This window comes from Limosilactobacillus secundus, assembly GCF_020784695.1.
GTDB classification, from domain to species: Bacteria; Bacillota; Bacilli; order Lactobacillales; family Lactobacillaceae; genus Limosilactobacillus; species Limosilactobacillus reuteri_F.
This window is the reverse complement of sequence record NZ_JAJGUA010000043.1, coordinates 50,168-69,786: the sequence shown is the minus strand read 5'-3', so window position 1 is coordinate 69,786 and position 19,619 is coordinate 50,168. Positions and strand designations below refer to the sequence as shown.

Sequence of the window (19,619 nt, the reverse complement as noted above, 5' to 3'; positions counted from 1 at the left end):
TTCGCAAATGTTTTGCTTCAAATCACATCGTGATTGAAGACCCTACACATTTGATTCGTCGAAACTTTGTTCAGTTTTCAAAGGTCTACCTGTTGGCTAATCAAGCAGCCAATCAACACATTCATTTTAACATGTATCAGATTAGCTTGTCAAGAAGAAATTTTAATTATTTTTGAATTTCTTCTTGATCGATAACTCAATCAGCAACTTTATTAATATACCATGTCATCAATAGGATGTCAACAACATTTTTCAAATTATTATTGATGCTTTGCAACTAATTAATGAATCTAAGAAGTTCCAAGCGATTATCTATCTCCTATCGCTGACAGGAATTTAATTGTATCCTATCTTCAAATTCTTTGCAAGCCTTTATTTTATTTTTTATGCATATCACTCAAAAATTGTTGAAGGTTTAATTCTTCATTAACCTTTTGGAACGTTTCAGTATTCCAGCCATTACTACCTGTAATAACTAGTCTATTATTATCAAGTGTTGCAGTAAGCGGATTAGTCACGTCATGATCTTCCAAATTTATAAGATAGTGTTCTCCTTCTTTACGCCAAGTTAAGTTATCATCCGTATCTGGATTATTCTTATCCGCATAAACATAGCGACCTGTTCCATTTTCATTTAAGACAATAGCTGCACCATCTTGATCATCTCGATACGATCCAACAACTTTTATAGTCTTAGTTATTTTGGGCGAATCTTTTTTTATTACTTTATTGTCACGAACTGGATTAAGTTGCTTACTAGCAAAACGTTTATAATTCACCCCTAAAATCCCTAATAAGATTACCAGTAATATGGTAAATGTAATTAATCCAATATGATATCGTTTATTTTTGGTCCGTTTCACTGTCATCACCCCATCCTTCCTCGTATTATCTCATTATTTTAGTAAATCCGTCACATCTTTTTTAGCTGACCTTTTCTTTTCTTCAAGTTGAATAAATTCCCGAAGATATTTAAAAGGAAAAGGAATTACTGTTAATTGATGAAATCGTACAAAATTCACCATCATCATTTGAAGAAACTTCAAAATGCTTTCAGTCTCAATCCTAGTAAAACTACGCTTATTTAATTTAAGATTAGGCTGAAGTTGCCAGATATGTGATGCTTTTGCAATTGACATATTCATATTTTTACTAATGGTTCCTACATTATAGTAAACAATATCCGGATCGTCTTTATCAAAGAAATAGTTAATATCAGTTAACCCAGAAAGATACTTTTGAACATGGGCTTTTATTTTTGGTTTCACTTTCAAAACTAGTCCATATTGTTCATATAATTTATCTAATAACAAATTAATTGCAATTGGACTTAAGATTTTATTCTTCTTCATAAAATCAAACTCATCTTTTAAGTCATTGATACTAAACGAATCCAGCTCTCTTTTATTAATGATAGAAATAAGATTTTGGTATTTAGTTCTGTAATTAGGGTAACTTTTACTTAAATCATTCAAAGCACGTTTAAGTTCCGCTTTTGTTACTGATGGACAATTTTGATGACTAATCATCTCGTTGATATCGCCAAAAAGCTCAGCATTAGGTAAGGTAAAGACGCTTTTCTTGTTTAAATTGTAGAAAGTATTAGCAGGAGTTTTAATTAGGTACTGGAGGTCTGCATTATCAGGATTAATAAATTTTGCGCTTTCTTGTAAATCTAACTTTCTCACCTCGAATTCATCACTATTAATCATTTTAAATAGATAGACTGCTTTAGTACCATGAGCTCCCTTTGCTACTTGATAAAACTCCCATCCCTCCATTAAAGCTGGTGAATGATAAAGGCTTAGGCTTCTTTCTTTCAAATCTTTCTTTATTATCAACTCTTTTAATGAATTAATTAGCGTACTTCTTAAAGCCCCCTTCCTAAAGGTATCAATTGTCAGATGTTGCACTATTGCCTGCTGATATTCTCTCGCATAATTATCTTTAGCATCTTCATGGGTTTGGAAATACCGCTTATTATTAATTACAACTAGATTATATCCAAATTTATCTTCAACGGTCGGTCTAATATTGACTTTAACTGTTGGTAGAAGCCAAACTAACGCGGCCTTGATATCTTCTATCCGTTCATCCCTTGCGAGCCGATTATCGATTAGGTTTAACTGATTCGTCGCAAAGAATTCTTCGATATGCCTGTCTAACTGATTACCCCATTCAGTTTGTGATAATTGACCTAAAAGTTGTTTTGCTGTATCTACTTTTTCAAATTTTAATTTAGAAAAATACTCACTAAAAACTAAATTAAAAGCACTAATTAAGTTATACAAGTGATAAAACTTTGTTGACTGTATTTGATTTAACTTACCATCTGACCAAAACAGCATTTGGTGTGGCTTATCTTTAGGGTATAAAGGGGCATTAATAAAGCAATTTTCAATATTTAAGTTCTTATTATATTTATTTACCTGCTTTATTTGCCATTTTTTCAAATCAATATCAAACCATGGGGCATTGTTAAGACTTTTTCTTTCTATATTATTAAACAAACTAATTCCATGTTCCTTAAAACTTTTAACTTTAGTAAACCGGGAAGTTGATAAAAACAAGCTACAATCATCGCCAACTACTAACTTTGTTAAATCAAGGTAAATCTTTTGTGTAAGACGCGGCTTCGAAGGTGTGAGAAAAAGATTACCGAGCATCCCCGTCCCCTTAATTCCATAGAAGGGTAACATATTAAAAAATAGTCGGAGGATGACTGCTTTATCTAAAGAAGAGACTGCTTCCTCGTCTAATTTTGACGCCCTAAAAGTATGCTGACTATACTTCTCAATTGTCCTTCTTATCTCCTGGACATTTACCGCTGACTTTTTAGTGATTAAATATAAACGATAAACATTCTTTTTAATTTTCTTCCCTGTTAAAGCATTAATACCGAGGCTATTTTCTACATCGATATTAATACTAAAAATTCTTTTGGGAATGAAATGTTGCTCTTCTAAATTTTGATCAACCGAATATATATCATAGCTAGTCAGAATTTTGCGAGTATCAATATCAAACTTAGCAAGACGATTAGTTGTTATCATTTCTGTCTCCTTTTATTCAAAATAATCCAATAAATTTTTTGCTAATTGACTGTTAAGTTTCCCGTCAGCTAAAAACATACTAGAGCATGTAAAAAATTGGCGGTCTGATTGTGAGCTGAATAATTTTTGTTCATATTTACTATTAGGTTGAAGTTGGCGAAAATTAATAAAGTATACTGGATTATTCTCTGTGCAATTAGCCAGTTTAAGGCGCGCCTTCTTAAATACTTCTGTTTGTTCAGTGGCATTAGTGATCTCATTATAATCTTTGATATCAACAAAAACTTTTTCCTTATCTTTTGTTTGGAGGTAACAATCAAATAATTCAAAATCATTATCTGCCATTGGATAGACCTTAATCCCTAAGTATTTACAAATAACCTTAAAGACTTCCTCGCTTAACGCTGGGCGATAAAAATTATTAAAGATTCCTGGTAGTAATTGATAATGGTGTGGCTTTTCAAAATCATGATAGTAACCTAATAGGTCAAACTCTTCTTTGAGCCACGAATTTGCTTCATATATTTTATTTAAAGTCTTTCCATAATGGGCAAAATCAAATTGATGTTGGTTATAGTTTTGAATTGGAACAGCGTCAATAGCAAGTAACCGACTATAGTCTCCTTCGATAGCAAAGTAATATTTATTAACCGCTTTTTCGAACTGCCAATGGAGGCGCTGAATGCTTACAGGTGCAGCATCACCAAATGGATGCTTCAGTATTAATTCACGCGCTCTTTGCCAAAGCTCTTTTGTCCCTTGCCGGTCTTGTTGCAGTTGAGATGGCAACCAAACTGTAAAACGATGTTGGATTTCATTAGCCATATTGAGTTTTTCATGAAGCAGCGTTGCTTTTTCTTTTTCAAGTTCCGCTTCTCTTACGGTAATATGTGCTAATACTGCAGCCATTTCTAAGGTAGTTCGTTTATTATTCAAATAGTTGCTTACAAGATTCTTTTTTGCGGCATTATCTATTAAGACCAAGGGACGGCTACTCTTGATATTGGTCCGTGCCATTCTTCCTAAAGCTTGCTCCATATAAACACCTCCCGCGACTTTTACTGGTTGCAAATCATTTTGTCGATAATTATTTACTGGGCCACCATTTATATAAGCATACAAATTTTTCCGATAAGTTGCCCTCGTAATATGACCGTTTCCATATAAGGCATCTTGTTCGCCAATTATGTGCAGCATTTTCTTTATTGAAAACTGTTCATCGTCTCTGCCAATCCAAGTCGCAATATGAGTAGGAGCTTCAAGATATTCGCCATCAATGTCTTTAGATAAGTTCTGCATTTGTTTGCCGATTATTACTCCATTTTTACTTTTGACTAGTTCTGCTAATGTTTCCGTATCAATTGAGTAATGAAGATTAATCCCTCTTCCCAAAGCAGCATAAGTAGTTACCATAATGTTAAGCTTGCCGTTTGTCCAATCCTTTTTTATTAGGGGAATCTTTTGCTGAACATTTTGAGCATCGACAACCGTTAAGGAAACCTTCCCCATCCCTATCGCCTTTAAACATAACTTATACCAATACAATAACTCTTCGCTAACTTTCTTGTTTTTGAATAATACATATGCTGGATTGAGAGGGCGCTTATTGTAAGATTTCACAAACGAAATAAGTGCTTGCAACGTTTTTAGGTTCCGCAAAAGAGTAAAACTCATTTGACCATCCCCTGCTAATGAAATTATGTCATTGGGCCTTAACCCTTCTTTTTCTGGATATGCGGTAAAAAGTTCAGCAGGAATATGGTTAAGCATCAGTACCTTTTGTAAAAGATCTTTTGCAAAAACAGTGTCTTGCCCTTTAATCGGCAAGTCAACATTTGTAATTGAGACATTAATCCCCGCTCTTCTTTCGGCTGCCAAATAATCTTTATTTTCTTTATCTAGTTCTTTCTCTAACTGTGTAGATAATTGATAATTATTCTTTACATGTGCTTCAACCCATTGATAGTCAAAATTATTTAACATCGTTGGGCTTTTAGCCGTTGCTGATAAACCATATACGTGCCATTTGTTTGCTAAAAATGCCAGGAGCCTTTCAGCACTAAAATTGGAATGATACCAATAAACGTGATCGCCAAACGCTTTATCGTCATTACTCATTATCTGTAAGTATTCGTAGCCATTTGCATAAATACTTTGATTATCACCAAATAGTCTCTCAGTCGTCAAATCAAATTTCCCTGTTATCCCATCTTGAAGACGGCTCAATATATATGTTGTTTTATCTTCTTCATTACTTTCATCTAAAATACTGCGGATGACATAGGCAGTTGCCTCGTTTGCCGTCCAATCTTTTCTTTCAGCTCTGGTTACGTTTTGACCTATTTTCTGCGCGTTTTGGACGAAAAATCGAACTAGTTTTTGCAAATACTTTAAAACATGAGAAAGCCGCAGTTCACTACGTTGATATAATTCTTTATCAGATTTAATCAAATTTAACTGTTGTTTAGGATCTGATTGAATGACTAAATACCTTTCAGCTTCTGTTTTGCCTAACAGTTGGTTTTGCATCCCAATATTAAAGATAAAGCGCTGGTTCTCATCCTTTAACGAATCATCAAGCTTGACCCGATACAATAAGTTTAACTTTTTATAAGTATCACATATTTTTCGCTGCATAACTTTTAGAATCTCTTTATTATCGTTATTGCCATTTATCCCCGGTGCATCAATAATCTGTTGCGGTAAGGTTGTCATACAGTCGTTTACTTTTATGATTATTCTCCGGTAAATATGAAACAAATCAAGCCGGTCTCTAAATGCTAGATCACTTTTATCAGTAATCTGGTCGATGATGAAATTATTCCAATCTTCTTTGATCTCATCGACCTCGTCCATAATTAAGTGAACCTTTTTCTGAGAAAAGGTTGCCCAGATATGCATTGTACTGGCTTTAGGAGTTTTAATAAGGGTGAGAAATTTTCTACTCGTCATAAAGACAACCCGTTTCTCTTTTAATTTGAGTTCAGGAAACATCTTGAATACCCATGGAATGTTTGCAGTTATTTCCTGTAAGATATCATTATTACTAATCTTCTTAGAAAGGGACATCTTCCTAATATCTCTGACTAAATTCTTTTTCAAAAGCGGAACTGTTTTACTGAAATCTTCATCATCTACATGTTTATTTTGAGAAAAGTGGAGACCTTTTTGAAAAAAATAAAATTGATACCTATTTATTGCCCTCTTCAATGTTTCCGCAAATAATGGATAACGGTGTTTAAATGGTGATAAAAAATTCGTAATTCTAGAAGAAATACTATCGGTGTCGGTTGGTTCAAGCCCCTTAAAGATTGCTTTATTTAAATAATCACTAACCTCATCAACTTCAGATTTAAGTAAGATGACATTTCGGTCAACAAAATGCTTATCTTTGCCATGGTTTTCTAATTGTCTAACCAATCCCCGCCATGCTTCGTCCCGATTCTGTCTGTTGGGAGTTATGTAGATAATGACATCGGAGCTCTTACTTTTCATTAGCATGTCCGTTACCCACTGCAGGGCACCCGTTGTTTTTCCAGAGCCAGTTCGATTTTCAAATAATGCTAAACCCGGAAGCGGCTTTTCAGCAATTTCTCTAAACATATTGACAGTTAACTTCCCCATTGACACTATCTCCCTTCCAAAAAGCAAAAAGGGGCTCCTTGATTCCTAATCAAAGAGTCCCCAAATAATAATTCGATAATTGCAAAAAACATATGTGTTGCTGAAAGATAATTCATTTTACTTATTTGCTGCTATTTTCTTTCCTTTATTTACATAGTGAAGCGTACCAATTGGACCATCAACATGAAGTTTACCATTCTTATAAACAAGTTTGGTTACCGCCGCATTCTGCATTGGCTTTCCGTCATATTTTTTAGAAATAGTTGAAAGGTATTCATTAATGGACATTCCTGAGCTAACAACTAAAACATTGCCGCCTCCCTGTTTTTGAGTCGTTTTTGCAATGTGAAGCAATTCGGAATTCATCCGTTTTTGAACCTGAGCTGAACTTTCTGCCCGATCACTCTTAGCCAATTTGGTATTTTGCGAATTGTCCATATCAAGTTTGTGGTAGGCATCTTGAAGCTTATTCCAGTAATCTTTACCAGTTGCTTGTTGGAACTGCTTGCCATCTTGATAACCATAAACATTAGCAATCTTCTGGTTATCAGCTTCAATGCTGTCTCCTTCAAAGCTACCATATCCGCCTTCACGTAACATCGGTGTGGTCGTAATCTTTGTATTTGGATTGGCAGAATACTTCAATGCTTGTTGTGCAGTAACTTCCGGGTTAAGTTACCCGTGTAGGCATGCTTAAATTTAATCCCCTTTAATCCATAGCCCAAATCATTAGCAACAGTAATTCCATTTTTGGTTAATGGAAAATCACTCGATCCTTGCACCCGTTGCATTACATTACCAGTAGTTTCCCCGTGACGTGTAAGATAGATTGTTACCTGCTTATCATTAGAGGCTGCATAGGTAGTAGTTGGAACCGTCGTCATCGCAGAGCTCCCTAATAGTAAACCTGATAAAACAGCACACATTACTGTTAATTTTTTGAATTTCATTAAACTTTCCCCAATTCTTATCAGATTATTTCAGCAACATCCTTATTTTACATGTTTTTGTAAGCGCATTCAATAACATTTTTATCAAATCTCAAGAATAAGCATTAGCAATTGCTCTTTTCTTTTTCCTTAAAAGAATTACAATAGTCGTGAGGTGATAAGGATGAAAATTCTTGTAACGAAAAATAAAGAAGTAGCAAGCCAAAACGCCTTTGAACTTCTCCAAACAGATATTATTAATGGTGCCCAGGTACTTGGCCTCGCAACAGGGAGTTCTCCACTAGGTCTTTATCAAAAGATGACTAGTAGTTCAACTGATTATTCCAACCTTATTTCTATTAACCTTGATGAGTATGTCGGTCTTAAACCAACTGATCCGCAAAGTTATCATTACTTTATGGAGCATCATCTTTTCGCGCAAAAGCCATTTGCCAAAAGTTTTATTCCAGATGGCAGTAACCTAAATGCCGACGAAGTAATTAATCACTATAATCAGATTTTGGCTATTTATCCTATTGATACGCAAATTTTAGGAATCGGCAATAACGGTCATATCGGTTTTAATGAGCCTGGAACCCCCTTTAATAGCCAAACCCATAAAGCAAAGTTAACCCCTGCTACTATTAATGCCAATGCACGTTTCTTTACTTCAAGCAAGGACGTACCAACGGAAGCCTACACAATGGGAATCGGTTCAATTATAAAAGCAAAACATATCATCTTACTTGCATTTGGTGAGCAAAAAGCAGACGCAATCAGCAAACTGGTCAACGGTAAAATCACGACCGCTGTCCCGGCCTCAGCTCTACAACAGCATCCAAACGTAACAGTGCTTCTTGACAAACAAGCAGCAAGCAAACTCGATTAACCAGCACTTTTTTGTAATGCCATGGTCTTGGCAATAACATCAACATCTGATTGGTTTAACCCGGCAATCATTTCCGCGTTGTCTGCTGGATAATCAATTACCTGGCCATGATGAAGGGCAATTAACTGGATGAATAATTTAGTTGATCGCCCATTCCCTTCGCGAAACGGATGAATATAGTTCAAATCATTTAAAAGAGCAGCGTAATCCTCAATGGTGGGCTGCTTTTTCTTATTCAATCGCACAATTTCATCATTAATATATTTAATTGCATTATCAAAGCGACCATATTCCAAAAAATCAAACCCGGCTTTAGAAATATAGTAGTTACGTAACTCACCCGCCCAGTCATAAAGCCAACCAAAAAGGAATTTATTAATTGTCTGCAAATCTTCAAAGCTCTTAATTTTCGGTTGTTGTTGAAGGAGGGCCACTTCCCTTTCTGCTACGCCGCGATACTCAATTAAACTTAATTCATCCGCATTTTTAATTGCAAATTTATTGCGGAGTGTTCCATTATCATATAAAAATTTTGCTTGAAGTTCTTCATCAGTCATCTTCATCACCAAATAGCTGCTCAATTTCCATTAAAATTTCATCATCTGGATTTTCGGCGCTCTCTTTCAATTGCCTTACATCTGTTGCTGTAGGTTCCCATCCCTCTAAAACATTACTTTCAACTGCAAACCGCACTTGTTGATAAGAAGAAGGTGTTTGAAACTGCACGTGCTGAATCGTTAATTGATCATCGTCAGTATGCAGGTGAAAATCAAAGTCTTGAAGCCGATCTAATAATTCTCCTGGACGCTCTCCCAAAGCATCTGCAAGTGCATTAAGAATCTGAATTGACCAGGTTGCAACAGGGCGTTTAAGTGTTTCGTTAACCTGCGCAACGTCAAGGCCATTTTCTTGAGCGACAAATGCGACTGTCATATTATTGGTTTTTAAAATATTGATGATGTTTTCTGCCATGTTCTTACTCCATTTTTACTTTATCGTTTCCATTATAGCGAGAAAACAAAATAATGAAAAATAGACTGCTAACTCCCAAATAATGAAAGTAACAGTCTATTTTAAGTAATTAAGCATGTTTACGCTTGCGATCAATAATTGTCAATCCGGTCGCTGCCATTAATGAGCTTCCGAGAAGAAGTAATGCAAGATCTTCATCGTTACCAGTTTGTGGTAAAGCTGTTTGCTGGTCAGTTGCTTTTTGTTTTTGGCCATTGATTGATGTAGGCGCCAAATTAATTAATTGATTATTAGCAGCAACTACGGTTTGTTGCTTAGATTGACCATGTAATGTAACAGTTTCGGCTGGTTGACCAGCTGTTGTTGGCAAGGTTACTGTTGGAAATACCGGTTGGCTTGGAACTTCTTGAAGCTGATTTCCTTCAGTCTGAGAATTAGCATCGTTTTGAGTGTGCTGATTAGTACCTGTTTGTGACTGTGAATCTGAGTCAACCTTCGCTAATTGTTCAGCAGTCAAGTAAATCTTACGGTTCATTGTTGGTGCGGTAATTGGTTTACCATCATTAGTCATATCAGTAATATAATCAATAAACGCGTCTGTATCTTGACCAACAATCCCGACAACTTTGGTATCCTTAAATGCAGAAAAGCCATCTCCGCCACCTGCTAAAAAGTCATTAATAACAACATTATAAGTCTTATTCATATCAAGCGGTTGATTATGTTGGTCATAAACTTGAACGACCTTATATGGTTGGTTAGGATCGTTTTGATCAGTATAAGTATAATGAAGCCCGGAAATTTGTAAGTAGTAAGCTTGATCTTCGTCGTATTGTTGATTCAAGGCTTCAACGATTTGTGCCCCTGTCATTTCAACTACCCGCAAAATATTACCAAATGGTTGAACTGCTTGGGCACTCCCCCATGTAATGGAACGATCAGGATTAACATGCAGATCTGCACGAACGCCCCCTGTATTAGTCATCGCAAAATCAGCTGGTAAGCCCACCTTATGAGCAACATATAATTGACCATCGACAACTAATTCACCAACGGCATTTTCACGAGTCGAGGTATTATGGAGTCGTCCAAGAATATCGCCTGTTGTAGCAGCTTCCCCTATTTTTTTATTAATAATTGGTGCTACTCGATTGTTAGCATCTTCAACAATTGCTGTAACATTTGCATCTGTTTTGATATTAGGTGCATCCTTTTCAGATAGTACCGGAAAGACATGCGAAACAAGACTATTGGGCGCAAAATCATTAGTTGTTGGATCGATATAACCGATAATATCATCGTAAGCCTTACCCGTGTAAATGGCTTGCACTAATTTTACACTACCAACAGTAGCATTAGCATATTGGTGGGAGTGACCAGCAATATAAAGGTCGACAGAATTATCAGGGTCAATTTGGTAAAGCTTCTTAATGATATCGACAGCGTTGCCTTTAGTGTTACCATCTTTCTCCGTTGAAACCCCCGTATGGGCAAGAACTACAATTGCATTAACACCCTTTTTGCGTAAAATTCGATCATATTTTGCAATTGTTTCAGCCTCATCTAAAACATTATAATCTTTGTAATTATCGTATAAGGTTAAAATTGGTAGGGAAGTAGTTTCAATCCCAACAAATCCGATCCGGGCAACTTTACCATCACTAGTATGAATTTCTTTAATCAAGTAGGGTTGCATGCCAAATGGGATCTGACCATCAGATTTATTCACAACATTGGCGGTAATAATATTAATCCCTGTTTTCACATGAGGATAGGCCATCTCAGCTTCATTATATTGTTTAGTAGGTTCACCACCATTAACAATCCGCATATACTCAGCTAAACCTTCATCGAACTCATGGTTTCCTAAAGTTCCTATTTCAAAATGCATTGCGTCTAAAGCATGCATGGTTGATTCGTCCTGAAGAAGGGCAGAATTTGCTGGAGAGGCCCCGACCATATCTCCGGCTTCTACCCGAATTGAAGTTCCCGTTGGATTAGCATTCTTAAAACTTTCTTCTGCCGCATCAAGGTTACCAGCTAAGCGTGCAGCTGTTCCGGCATTCGAATAAGTCTTATCTCCAATCGTAGCTGATCCAGTCGTTTCTAACCCACCATGCAAGTCATTGATCCCTAAAATCTGAACTGGAATGTCATTTTGATATTTGGACGGGTCAGACCAATCAGTAGTTGTTTGTGGTGTACTTGCCTCATCCTTATTAGTCTGAACCATTGGCGTAACATTGCTATGAGTAGTCTCCCCATTAACTGTTATATCAGTTGTATCCGCATGAACACTATTAGCTTGGAAATATAATCCTAACAGCGCTGTCCCTAACAATAAACAATATTTTGAACTATTATTCTTCATAAAAAACTCCTCTATAAATATACAATGGACAATAGCTTAAAAGTTGTTTTAATTTTATCATGACCAAAAGTTAATTTTTATATCAATTTCAATCACTTTGTAAGGGCATACAAGTAGATTAGATTAACTTTTTAAATCACCTTTTATATGATATGATCTTACAGGGGAAAACAACTATTAATGAATATGGGGAAGGGGACTGTGAGAAAACTAGCAACAATATTTACTAGCTTTTTTGCTGGAATATGTTTATTTATTATTCCAATTAACCAACACTCAGTACTTGCCAGTAATTTACCGCTCACCATTAATATCCCAGACGGTAAGAATGCGCAAGCTACAAGCAAAGGGATTAAGATTGATACTGAAGCAGACGGATCTGTCACTTTTTCAGGAAAGACTGAAACCAATGCAACGATTAAAATTGTAAAGCATGGTGGAAACAACGGTCGCTATACTGTCGAAGCCGATGATAATGGTAATTTTAGTAAGAGTCTAAAGCTTGCTACCAGTACCAAAAAGTGTCGTTTTGATATTACCGCCACTAATGATGATGATAAAAGTGCCAAAACAAGTTTTACTGTTACTAATACTACTTATGTAAAACCAGTTATTGAAAGCGAATCAGCTTCAGAAATATCATCGAGCAGCAGTAGCGAGGAAAGTTCATCAGTTAATACGAGCAGTAGTTCAACTGCACCATCGAATAACGGTGATATGAAAACTGACCAAGCCGGTGTAATCGTTGGTAATGCTCGTTCAAAAATCTACCATACGCCTGATCAGCAAGACTATCATATGAATTCAGCAAATGCGGTCTATTTCAACTCAGAAGCAGAAGCGCAAGCCGCTGGATACCGCAAATCATTAAGATAAATAATTTCAAAGTCATTATTGCCCTCCCCACAATAATGACTTTTTGTTTATAAGAAAAAGCTAAGAAGAATTTCCTAGCTTTTGAAGTGAAGGCCTATTAGACTGTGGAAGATAATATGGAGTTAAAGAGCATTAAATGCATTTTTAGGCCTTCACTTAAATATATACGTAAAAAGATAACATTTGCACTTTTTATTTAAAAAATAAAGATCTCCTATCTGGTGGTCCGTAAAAGAGCAGATAAGAGATCTTTACATTAAGATTTGTGGGAGAAGAAAGAGAGCAAGACAGAAAGCACCTGTTACTTCGTTTTTTGACGCGAACCTAGCCTTTGGAGGCCACGCAAATATCAATAGTCACCAACAGCTTTGCCAAGCGATGCTAGACTATTGTTGTACTGCGCTGTCATCTCGTCTATGAAAGCAACTTGGCTCATGTCACAGCTCCCATTAGAGAAATGATTGCAGACGAAGACAGCAAATAATGGGGAAAGGAGTCTATGAACGAACAAGTCTTCATCTCGCAAATCACCTCCCCTATAAATATATATACGAAAAAAACTAATTTTTGCACTTTTTATTTTTAAAGTTTTTTATCTAATTTCATCATCACAAATTTAAATTCTGTTCTAAGCTTATATTTCATGCTGGTATGCGACATAACTACGGCCATTTCTTGATCGAACAATTAACTGATCTGGAATTTGCTCTTCCAGTTCAGTGATATGACTGATAATCCCAATCATCCGGTGGCCTTCGAGTTCTTGAAGGGAATGAAGAGCATCTGCAAGAGCTTGCTGATCAAGGGAACCGAATCCTTCATCGATAAAGAGCGCATCAATCTTAATCCCCCCGCTTTGCTCTTGGACAATCTGACAAAGAGCTAAAGCAAGGGCAAGGGAGGCCATAAAACTTTCACCACCAGAAAGTGTTCGGGCACTTCGCGTTCTCCCAGCATTATCATCATATACATTAACCTCAAGTCCACTCCACTTGGCACCAGTCCCATGACTTTCAGTTGCTAATTCAAACTGGTAGCGACCATTAGTTAATCGATCTAACTGAACATTGGCTGCTACTAAGACATCTTGAAAGTATGCCTGTAATACATACCGTTCTAAGCTAACGTGGTTTTCGGTATTTCCGGTCACAACGTCTGTTAATGTTTGTAATTCATTAATTTCTTGGTCAAGTTTGCCGGCTTTTTCGACTACCTTAATAATCTTTTGATCCGTTTCTTCTAATTGCTTATACTGAGCAGTTAACTGACCAATTTCTTGCTGATATTGCCGAAGTTGTTCACGCTCAGCATTAAGTTTTGTCTGCGTTGACGCAACATCTGGCATGGAATGGTTATTGATGGCTTTAGTCAACCGCTCTTGTTGGGACTGATTATCCTGGACTTGACTCTCAAAGGTCGTCACTTGTTCACGTAATGATGACAACGTTGATACTTGTTCACTAGCTTCTTGCCAGAAATTCCAATTAAGTTGGACATCATATTGTGCTAAAAGGTTCACAAGATATTGGTGTAAGTTACCCTGTTGCGTCGTTTGGGTGGCAAGTTCTTCTTTAGTCTGATCAATCCGACTATTTGTCCCTGCTAATTTTTCGGCATTTTCTTGTCGTTGTTGTTGCAATGACTCAAGCTGGTTATTAAAGGCTTCGATCTTTAGTTGATCAGTTCGAATTTGCTTGTCAGCAGCTTCTTTAGTAGGAAATTTTGCTGGTAAAGAAGCTGTTTTTTCTTTCAGAATAGTCTGCTTGGCAATTAAGTCCTGTTTGTAGTGGTTCACACTTTCGTCTATTTTAACTAGTTCTTCCTGAGAGGACTTGGTTTCCTGTTGCAATTTTTCCTCTTCTTGGCGCCATTCTTTAACCTGTTGTTCTATTTTAGCAAGATCAGTCTTCATTTGTGCTAGTTTTTGAGCCTGATTTTCGATTTGTCCTTCCCAATCCTGCGGCAATTCATCATCCCCTAACAGTTCAGCTAAATTTGTCTGCTGAGTTTCTACCTGTGTCGTTAAGTCCGCAATTTTGGCAACGCTTTGGCGAACTTGCTCTCCTAACTGGTCAAGCGTACTACGGTTTTGTTGAACTTTAACGGTTGCCGCTTTAACTTGTGCTTCCGTTACTAATTCACCATCATCTGATAAGCTTGCTGGATGGGGATGGTCAAGCGATCCACAAATTGGGCAAGGGGTGGCAGGCTTTAATTTTTGAGCAAGAATAGCAATTTGGTGACGGGCAAAGCGATCATTTAAGTCATCCAACTCACCTTGCGATTTTTGAACAAGATTTTCAGCATCCCCCTGCTTTTGCTCTAATTTCGCGCAATTTTCCTTTTCAGATGAAAGTTTTGTTTCTAATTGCTTTAAATCTTTCCCAGCAGTCGTTAATTTTTCCTGAAGGACTTCTTGTTTTGCTATATGAACTTGAACCTCACCTAAGTTTTCATGCTCTTTTAAATTATTAGTAACAACCGTCAATTGCTGTTGAGCGTCTTGCAACTTCTTCTGGGAAGCAGCTTGCTGTTTTTCCCGCTGTTTTAAGTTTGTTTGTAGTTCATCGATAGTTGATCTTAGGTTATCTCGATCATCGAATAATGGTAGTTTATTCGTCAAGTCAGCGACTTCTGTTTGAAGCTGATCAATCTCTTCTTGCTGCTTGCTCGTTTGTTGGAGGTCGATTTCAATTGTTTGTTGTTGCTTTTGAAAGCTGAGCAGGTCTTCATGGAGAATTTTATTGTCCGCTGTTAATTTTTGGAGACGCTTTTCGCCATCTTTCCACCGTTGATATTCTGTCTGGTGTTCTTGGTACCAGTCAAGGACTTTTACTTGCTGCTTTGTTTCTTGGATCTTTTCCGCTTGAGCTTGAAGTCTTTCTCCAGCCTTGACAAGTTCAGCCAACGCCTCAATATTCTTCTTCAACTCTTGCTCAGTATGAAGTTGGGCATCAAGCTGATCAACTTTCTTTTGTTGTTGCTGCTCATCATCACCCAAACGTTCAAGATTAGCCTTTAGTCGGGCTAAGTAATTTTTTGTTTCTGCTAACCATTCTTTAGTTGTTAATTGTGCATCAATCGCGGTTACTGTTTCCTTTAATGATTGAAGCTTTGTTTCTTGAGTCATCAATGACTTCTTCTGTTCACGCAAATCATTTTTTAGTTGCGTTGCCCACTGCTCATAACGTGACGTATTAAAGAGGTCCCGTAGAAGAGCTTCCTTAGTATTGCTATCTGAATCAAGAAACTGCCGAAACTTTCCTTGAGGGAGAAGGACAATCTGCTTAAATTGATCCCGGGTCAAGTTGAGTAAGTCAGTAATGAATGTGTCTGCTTCCTTGATCTTAATGATTTCGTGGGGATGATCACTTTCAAGCGGGTAAATAAGATCAACGGCTTGATTATGTTCAACTAAATTGCCACGACGTCCTTTCAAAACCTGTTTAGGACGACGCATAATTTGATATTTAAGGTCTTGGTGTTCAAAGGTAAACTTCACCATTGTTTCTTGATCAGCTGGTGCAAAATCAGAACGTAAAGCAGCAGCGGACCGATCACGATCATTGGTTGTTTGACCAAAAAGTGCATAACACATTGCATCAAAAATCGTGGTTTTCCCCGCACCAGTATTCCCTGCTACCAGAAATAGGGAACGATCTGTGAACTGCGTAAAGTCAATCACTTGATGCTCATACGGCCCAAAGTAATGTAGTTCAATCGTTAATGGACGCATCCTATTCCTCCCCTTTCATAATTTGAGTTAAGGCCTTTTCTGCCCACTTCTTTTGGCGGTCAGTTAAATCATTTCCCATCGTTTGGGAATAAAAATCCACAAGCAAATCAAGGGGCGATTCCTGAGCACGCTTTTTACTAAGGTTGAGTTGAACCTGCTTAGCCTGATGTGTCCGGTGAAGGCTGACAATCTTCGGATAATATTCGCGTAACTTGTTTAGCACATCGGGGATTCGTTCTTGGTCGGTCAATTCAATGTCATAAAAATCTTCCCGTAATGCTTCTTCAGGTTTTGTAGCCAATTCAGCAAAACTCCCTTTCAAAAGGTGAATATCATGAACTGGCGATAGCGGAACCCATTCGGCCTTAAAAGGTGCTGTATCAACAATCCAAACGCCTTTTTCTTGCTTGGCTTCCGATACCGAAAACTTCATTGGTGAGCCACTATACTTAACCTTTTTGTCATTTAAAGCATTGCGGTTATGAAGGTGGCCAAGAGCAACATAATCAAAGGGAGCTAAAACATCTGTTGTAACTGCACTCAATCCCCCAACCTCAATCAAAGTTTCAGAATCCGCCGTTCGCTTACTTCCAGCCGCAAAGAAATGGGCGACGAGGACATGCCTTTTATCAGGAGCAAAATGCTTTTCCATCTCAGTTGTAATCCGCGCCATCGCATCATTGACATTTTTAATCTTGGCATCATTAAAATAGTTGCGAACTTCTTGAATCCCAAAGAATGGCAATAAGAAAAATTGGGTATCCTTGATTGTGACCGGGGTAAAAGCATCATTAATGTTAGTATTTAAGAAAAATGACTGGTAAGCAAACCAATCGGTCCCCGTACTTAAACGGACCGCTGAGTCATGGTTCCCACTGATTGCCAGTAAAGGAAAATGATCAGTCAAGTTTAAGTCTTGTAGCATCTGGTTTAAGAGCTTAACCGCTGTTTCATTGGGCACGGACCGATCATATAAATCCCCTGCAATCACTATCGCATCAACTTGCTGGTCTTTGGCAATTGCTTCAATCTGCTTAAAGGTTGCTAGCTGATCATCAAGCAAGCTAAAATCGTTTAAGGTCTTGCCAATATGCCAATCAGCCGTATGTAAAAAACGCATAAATTCCTCCTGAAAATAGTGTCTCTAATATTATATATACGCAAAAAATCGTTAAATCCACTTAAAATTTTAAATTTTACAGAAGTGAGGCTGGGAGAAAACTTTTTCTCCCAGCCTCACCTTTTTTCACGAATAATACGTGGAACTAGCTTCTTAACTAAGTGGTTCAAACTTACCAAATGCCTCATTACTATCAGCGTTTCGGCATGGAAGATAGCCATATTGACCATCTGCGCGGGGCTGGCGTAACCAAACATAGCCATTATGACGTGACCAGGCATCATAATCAATGACAGAGCCAACTGGCAAGGTCGCAATCACAGAAGATGTCGGCAGTGCACCCCAGTGTAAATCAAGAATGCGATCCGTGATAAAACGTCCCTTTTCACGGTGCCACTCATCGCCCAAGGAATCTGTCCACGTTGACGAATCATTTTGTGTCAGGGTTGGCTTAACATCAACTTGACCAGTTGGATTAGCAAGGCACTCCCAGCCCTTACGATCAACAGTTGCAATTGAGCGGTCCTCATCATCCCCCGCGAATTGCCAAAGAGTATATGTCTGCCATGGACTCGTATTAACTGTCATTGCCGGAACTGTCCACGAATGCCAGTCCATCGAAGCATACTTGGCTACCCAAAGGCCACAATCACTAACACAATTTGCAACTTGCCAAATTGCTGATTCTTGAACATAGATCAATGGCCATATCCCCGTTTGGCGGTGAATTTCATCAACAAATTGCTGTACCCAAGTCGTATCACCCCAGGCAGCATTTTGATATTGTTCCCAATCAACGGCTAAAACTGCCTGTCCAAGCTTATCTTGAATATGCGATAAGAAATAATTTGCTTCCGCGATTGGGTTGCCACCACCAGCATAATGGTAGAGTCCTAAAAGCCGCCCCGCATTCTTTGCCAACGAATATTGGTATTGGTACTTTGGATTTAGATAGCTTGTCCCTTGTGATACTTTAACAATCGTGCCTTGTGCATGAGGGTCAGTCACGATCCAGTCGGCACTTCCTGAAAAAACGTCTGTAAAATATAACGCCATCAATTTATCCCTCTTTCGATCCCCGCAAGCAATAATAGGCCTCCAATGTTCGGTTTACCGAGCGATGGAGACCATTGTTGTACTACGCTATTTGTCTTTTATAAAAGTAACTTGATTTATGTCACAGTCTCTGAACTAATCTTAGCTTTTTAAAACAACCCAAACAATTTCTTACGTTGCTGAACCTTCTTAATCTGATGACGACCAATTTCATCTCCGTTTATGATGGCTCGCGCGTTATCTTGATATTCTTGAGCAACGTCAGCGCCAAATTCATGTGAAAATTTTTCAAAGGCTTGCCGCATTTCATATTTCCGTCCTGGAAGGTCATGAGCATCAGAAGCAAAGATATATCCTTGACCAGCCGCAATTAGGTTTTTACTGAATTTTTCGACTTTTTTACCAAATGTACCAACATAGGAACTAGCAGTAATTTGTGACAGGCACCCTTTTTCTAACATTTGATAAAGCAAATCTGGTTCAGCCATGATCTTGGTATTCCGTTCAGGGTGAACAACGACTGGCGTAATCCCCCGTTGTTGAAGATTAAAAATCATCTGGTTAGTGTAATGAGGCACATCATTGTCTGGAAATTCCAGCATCATGTACTTTCCACTCTCATCAGCGAATAGAATATCGTCATTATCAAGAGCTTCAATTAACTGACCATTAATCCGCACTTCTTGTCCCGGAAAGACAGTTAATGGAATATTATTTTTCTCCAGCTCTTCTTGAAATCCTTTTGTTCGCGCTAAAACGTCTTGTTTATGGTTTACATAGTGCCCGTTCATATGATGAGGAGTCAAAAGTGCATGGGTAACCCCGTTTTCTGTTGCTTCTTTTGCAAGTCGCAATGAAATCTCCATACTTTTTGAACCATCATCAATCCCTGGCAGAAGGTGACAATGCAAATCGACCATTACCATTCTTTTCATCCCTTTTTCACATATTAATATTTTAAGTATAGCAAGTTATAGCAGGATTTTATAGGGA

At 37.6% G+C, this 19,619-nt stretch carries 14 protein-coding genes; 2 read left to right on the top strand and 12 right to left on the bottom strand.

Going from position 1 to position 19,619, the window contains the following annotated elements; translation table 11 throughout:
• Nucleotides 1-377 precede the first annotated feature (377 nt).
• From LMB57_RS08370 to LMB57_RS08350, 5 genes are all read right to left on the bottom strand, one after another.
• Entirely contained in the window at nt 378-869 is a 492-nt protein-coding gene (locus LMB57_RS08370; protein WP_229271085.1) for a lipocalin/fatty acid-binding family protein, read from the bottom strand.
• A gap of 27 nt (nt 870-896) precedes the next feature.
• Nucleotides 897-3,053 carry a hypothetical protein gene (locus tag LMB57_RS08365; protein ID WP_229271084.1) on the bottom strand — a complete coding sequence of 719 codons (2,157 nt, stop codon included), beginning with the start codon at nt 3,051-3,053 and terminating at the stop codon, nt 897-899.
• A gap of 12 nt (nt 3,054-3,065) precedes the next feature.
• Nucleotides 3,066-6,677, bottom strand: a complete 3,612-nt coding sequence (locus LMB57_RS08360) for a hypothetical protein (RefSeq protein ID WP_229271083.1) — start codon at nt 6,675-6,677, stop codon at nt 3,066-3,068.
• 117 nt (nt 6,678-6,794) lie between these two features.
• The gene (locus LMB57_RS08355; RefSeq protein ID WP_229278196.1) at nt 6,795-7,322 is read right to left on the bottom strand and encodes a histidine phosphatase family protein; all 528 of its coding nucleotides are present in this window, start codon (nt 7,320-7,322) and stop codon (nt 6,795-6,797) included.
• Complete coding sequence (locus tag LMB57_RS08350) at nt 7,319-7,627, bottom strand: histidine phosphatase family protein (RefSeq protein ID WP_229271081.1); 309 nt, start codon at nt 7,625-7,627, stop codon at nt 7,319-7,321. The genes LMB57_RS08355 and LMB57_RS08350 overlap by 4 nt, the downstream gene beginning before the upstream one ends.
• A gap of 163 nt (nt 7,628-7,790) precedes the next feature.
• On the opposite strand from LMB57_RS08350, the gene LMB57_RS08345 reads away from it, so the two are divergent.
• A complete protein-coding gene (locus LMB57_RS08345; protein WP_229271080.1) occupies nt 7,791-8,495 on the top strand; it encodes a glucosamine-6-phosphate deaminase in 705 nt (234 codons plus the stop codon).
• On the opposite strand, the gene LMB57_RS08340 is transcribed toward LMB57_RS08345, so the two are convergent.
• The 3 genes from LMB57_RS08340 to LMB57_RS08330 form a co-directional block, all read right to left on the bottom strand.
• Nucleotides 8,492-9,052 carry a Fic/DOC family protein gene (locus LMB57_RS08340; RefSeq protein ID WP_229271079.1) on the bottom strand — a complete coding sequence of 187 codons (561 nt, stop codon included), beginning with the start codon at nt 9,050-9,052 and terminating at the stop codon, nt 8,492-8,494. The genes LMB57_RS08345 and LMB57_RS08340 overlap by 4 nt on opposite strands.
• Complete coding sequence (locus LMB57_RS08335) at nt 9,045-9,467, bottom strand: helix-turn-helix domain-containing protein (protein ID WP_229271078.1); 423 nt, start codon at nt 9,465-9,467, stop codon at nt 9,045-9,047. The genes LMB57_RS08340 and LMB57_RS08335 overlap by 8 nt, the downstream gene beginning before the upstream one ends.
• A 109-nt stretch (nt 9,468-9,576) precedes the next feature.
• Nucleotides 9,577-11,838, bottom strand: coding sequence for a bifunctional metallophosphatase/5'-nucleotidase (locus LMB57_RS08330; RefSeq protein ID WP_229271077.1), 2,262 nt, complete (start codon nt 11,836-11,838; stop codon nt 9,577-9,579).
• A 201-nt stretch (nt 11,839-12,039) separates the two neighbouring features.
• Here LMB57_RS08330 and LMB57_RS08325 point away from each other — a divergent pair, with 201 nt between their 5' ends.
• A complete protein-coding gene (locus LMB57_RS08325) occupies nt 12,040-12,714 on the top strand; it encodes a sunset domain-containing protein (RefSeq protein WP_229271087.1) in 675 nt (224 codons plus the stop codon).
• 634 nt (nt 12,715-13,348) lie between these two features.
• Here LMB57_RS08325 and LMB57_RS08320 read toward each other — a convergent pair.
• The 4 genes from LMB57_RS08320 to LMB57_RS08305 form a co-directional block, all read right to left on the bottom strand.
• On the bottom strand, nt 13,349-16,450 hold the full coding sequence (locus LMB57_RS08320; protein ID WP_229271076.1) for an AAA family ATPase: 3,102 nt from the start codon (nt 16,448-16,450) through the stop codon (nt 13,349-13,351).
• A gap of 1 nt (nt 16,451) precedes the next feature.
• Nucleotides 16,452-17,570: an exonuclease SbcCD subunit D gene (locus tag LMB57_RS08315; RefSeq protein WP_229271075.1), complete on the bottom strand. Its 1,119-nt coding sequence runs from the start codon at nt 17,568-17,570 to the stop codon at nt 16,452-16,454.
• A gap of 153 nt (nt 17,571-17,723) precedes the next feature.
• Nucleotides 17,724-18,626 carry a GH25 family lysozyme gene (locus tag LMB57_RS08310; protein WP_229271074.1) on the bottom strand — a complete coding sequence of 301 codons (903 nt, stop codon included), beginning with the start codon at nt 18,624-18,626 and terminating at the stop codon, nt 17,724-17,726.
• Nucleotides 18,627-18,775: 149 nt separating this feature from the next.
• Entirely contained in the window at nt 18,776-19,552 is a 777-nt protein-coding gene (locus LMB57_RS08305; protein ID WP_229271086.1) for a tyrosine-protein phosphatase, read from the bottom strand.
• Nucleotides 19,553-19,619: the final 67 nt, after the last annotated feature.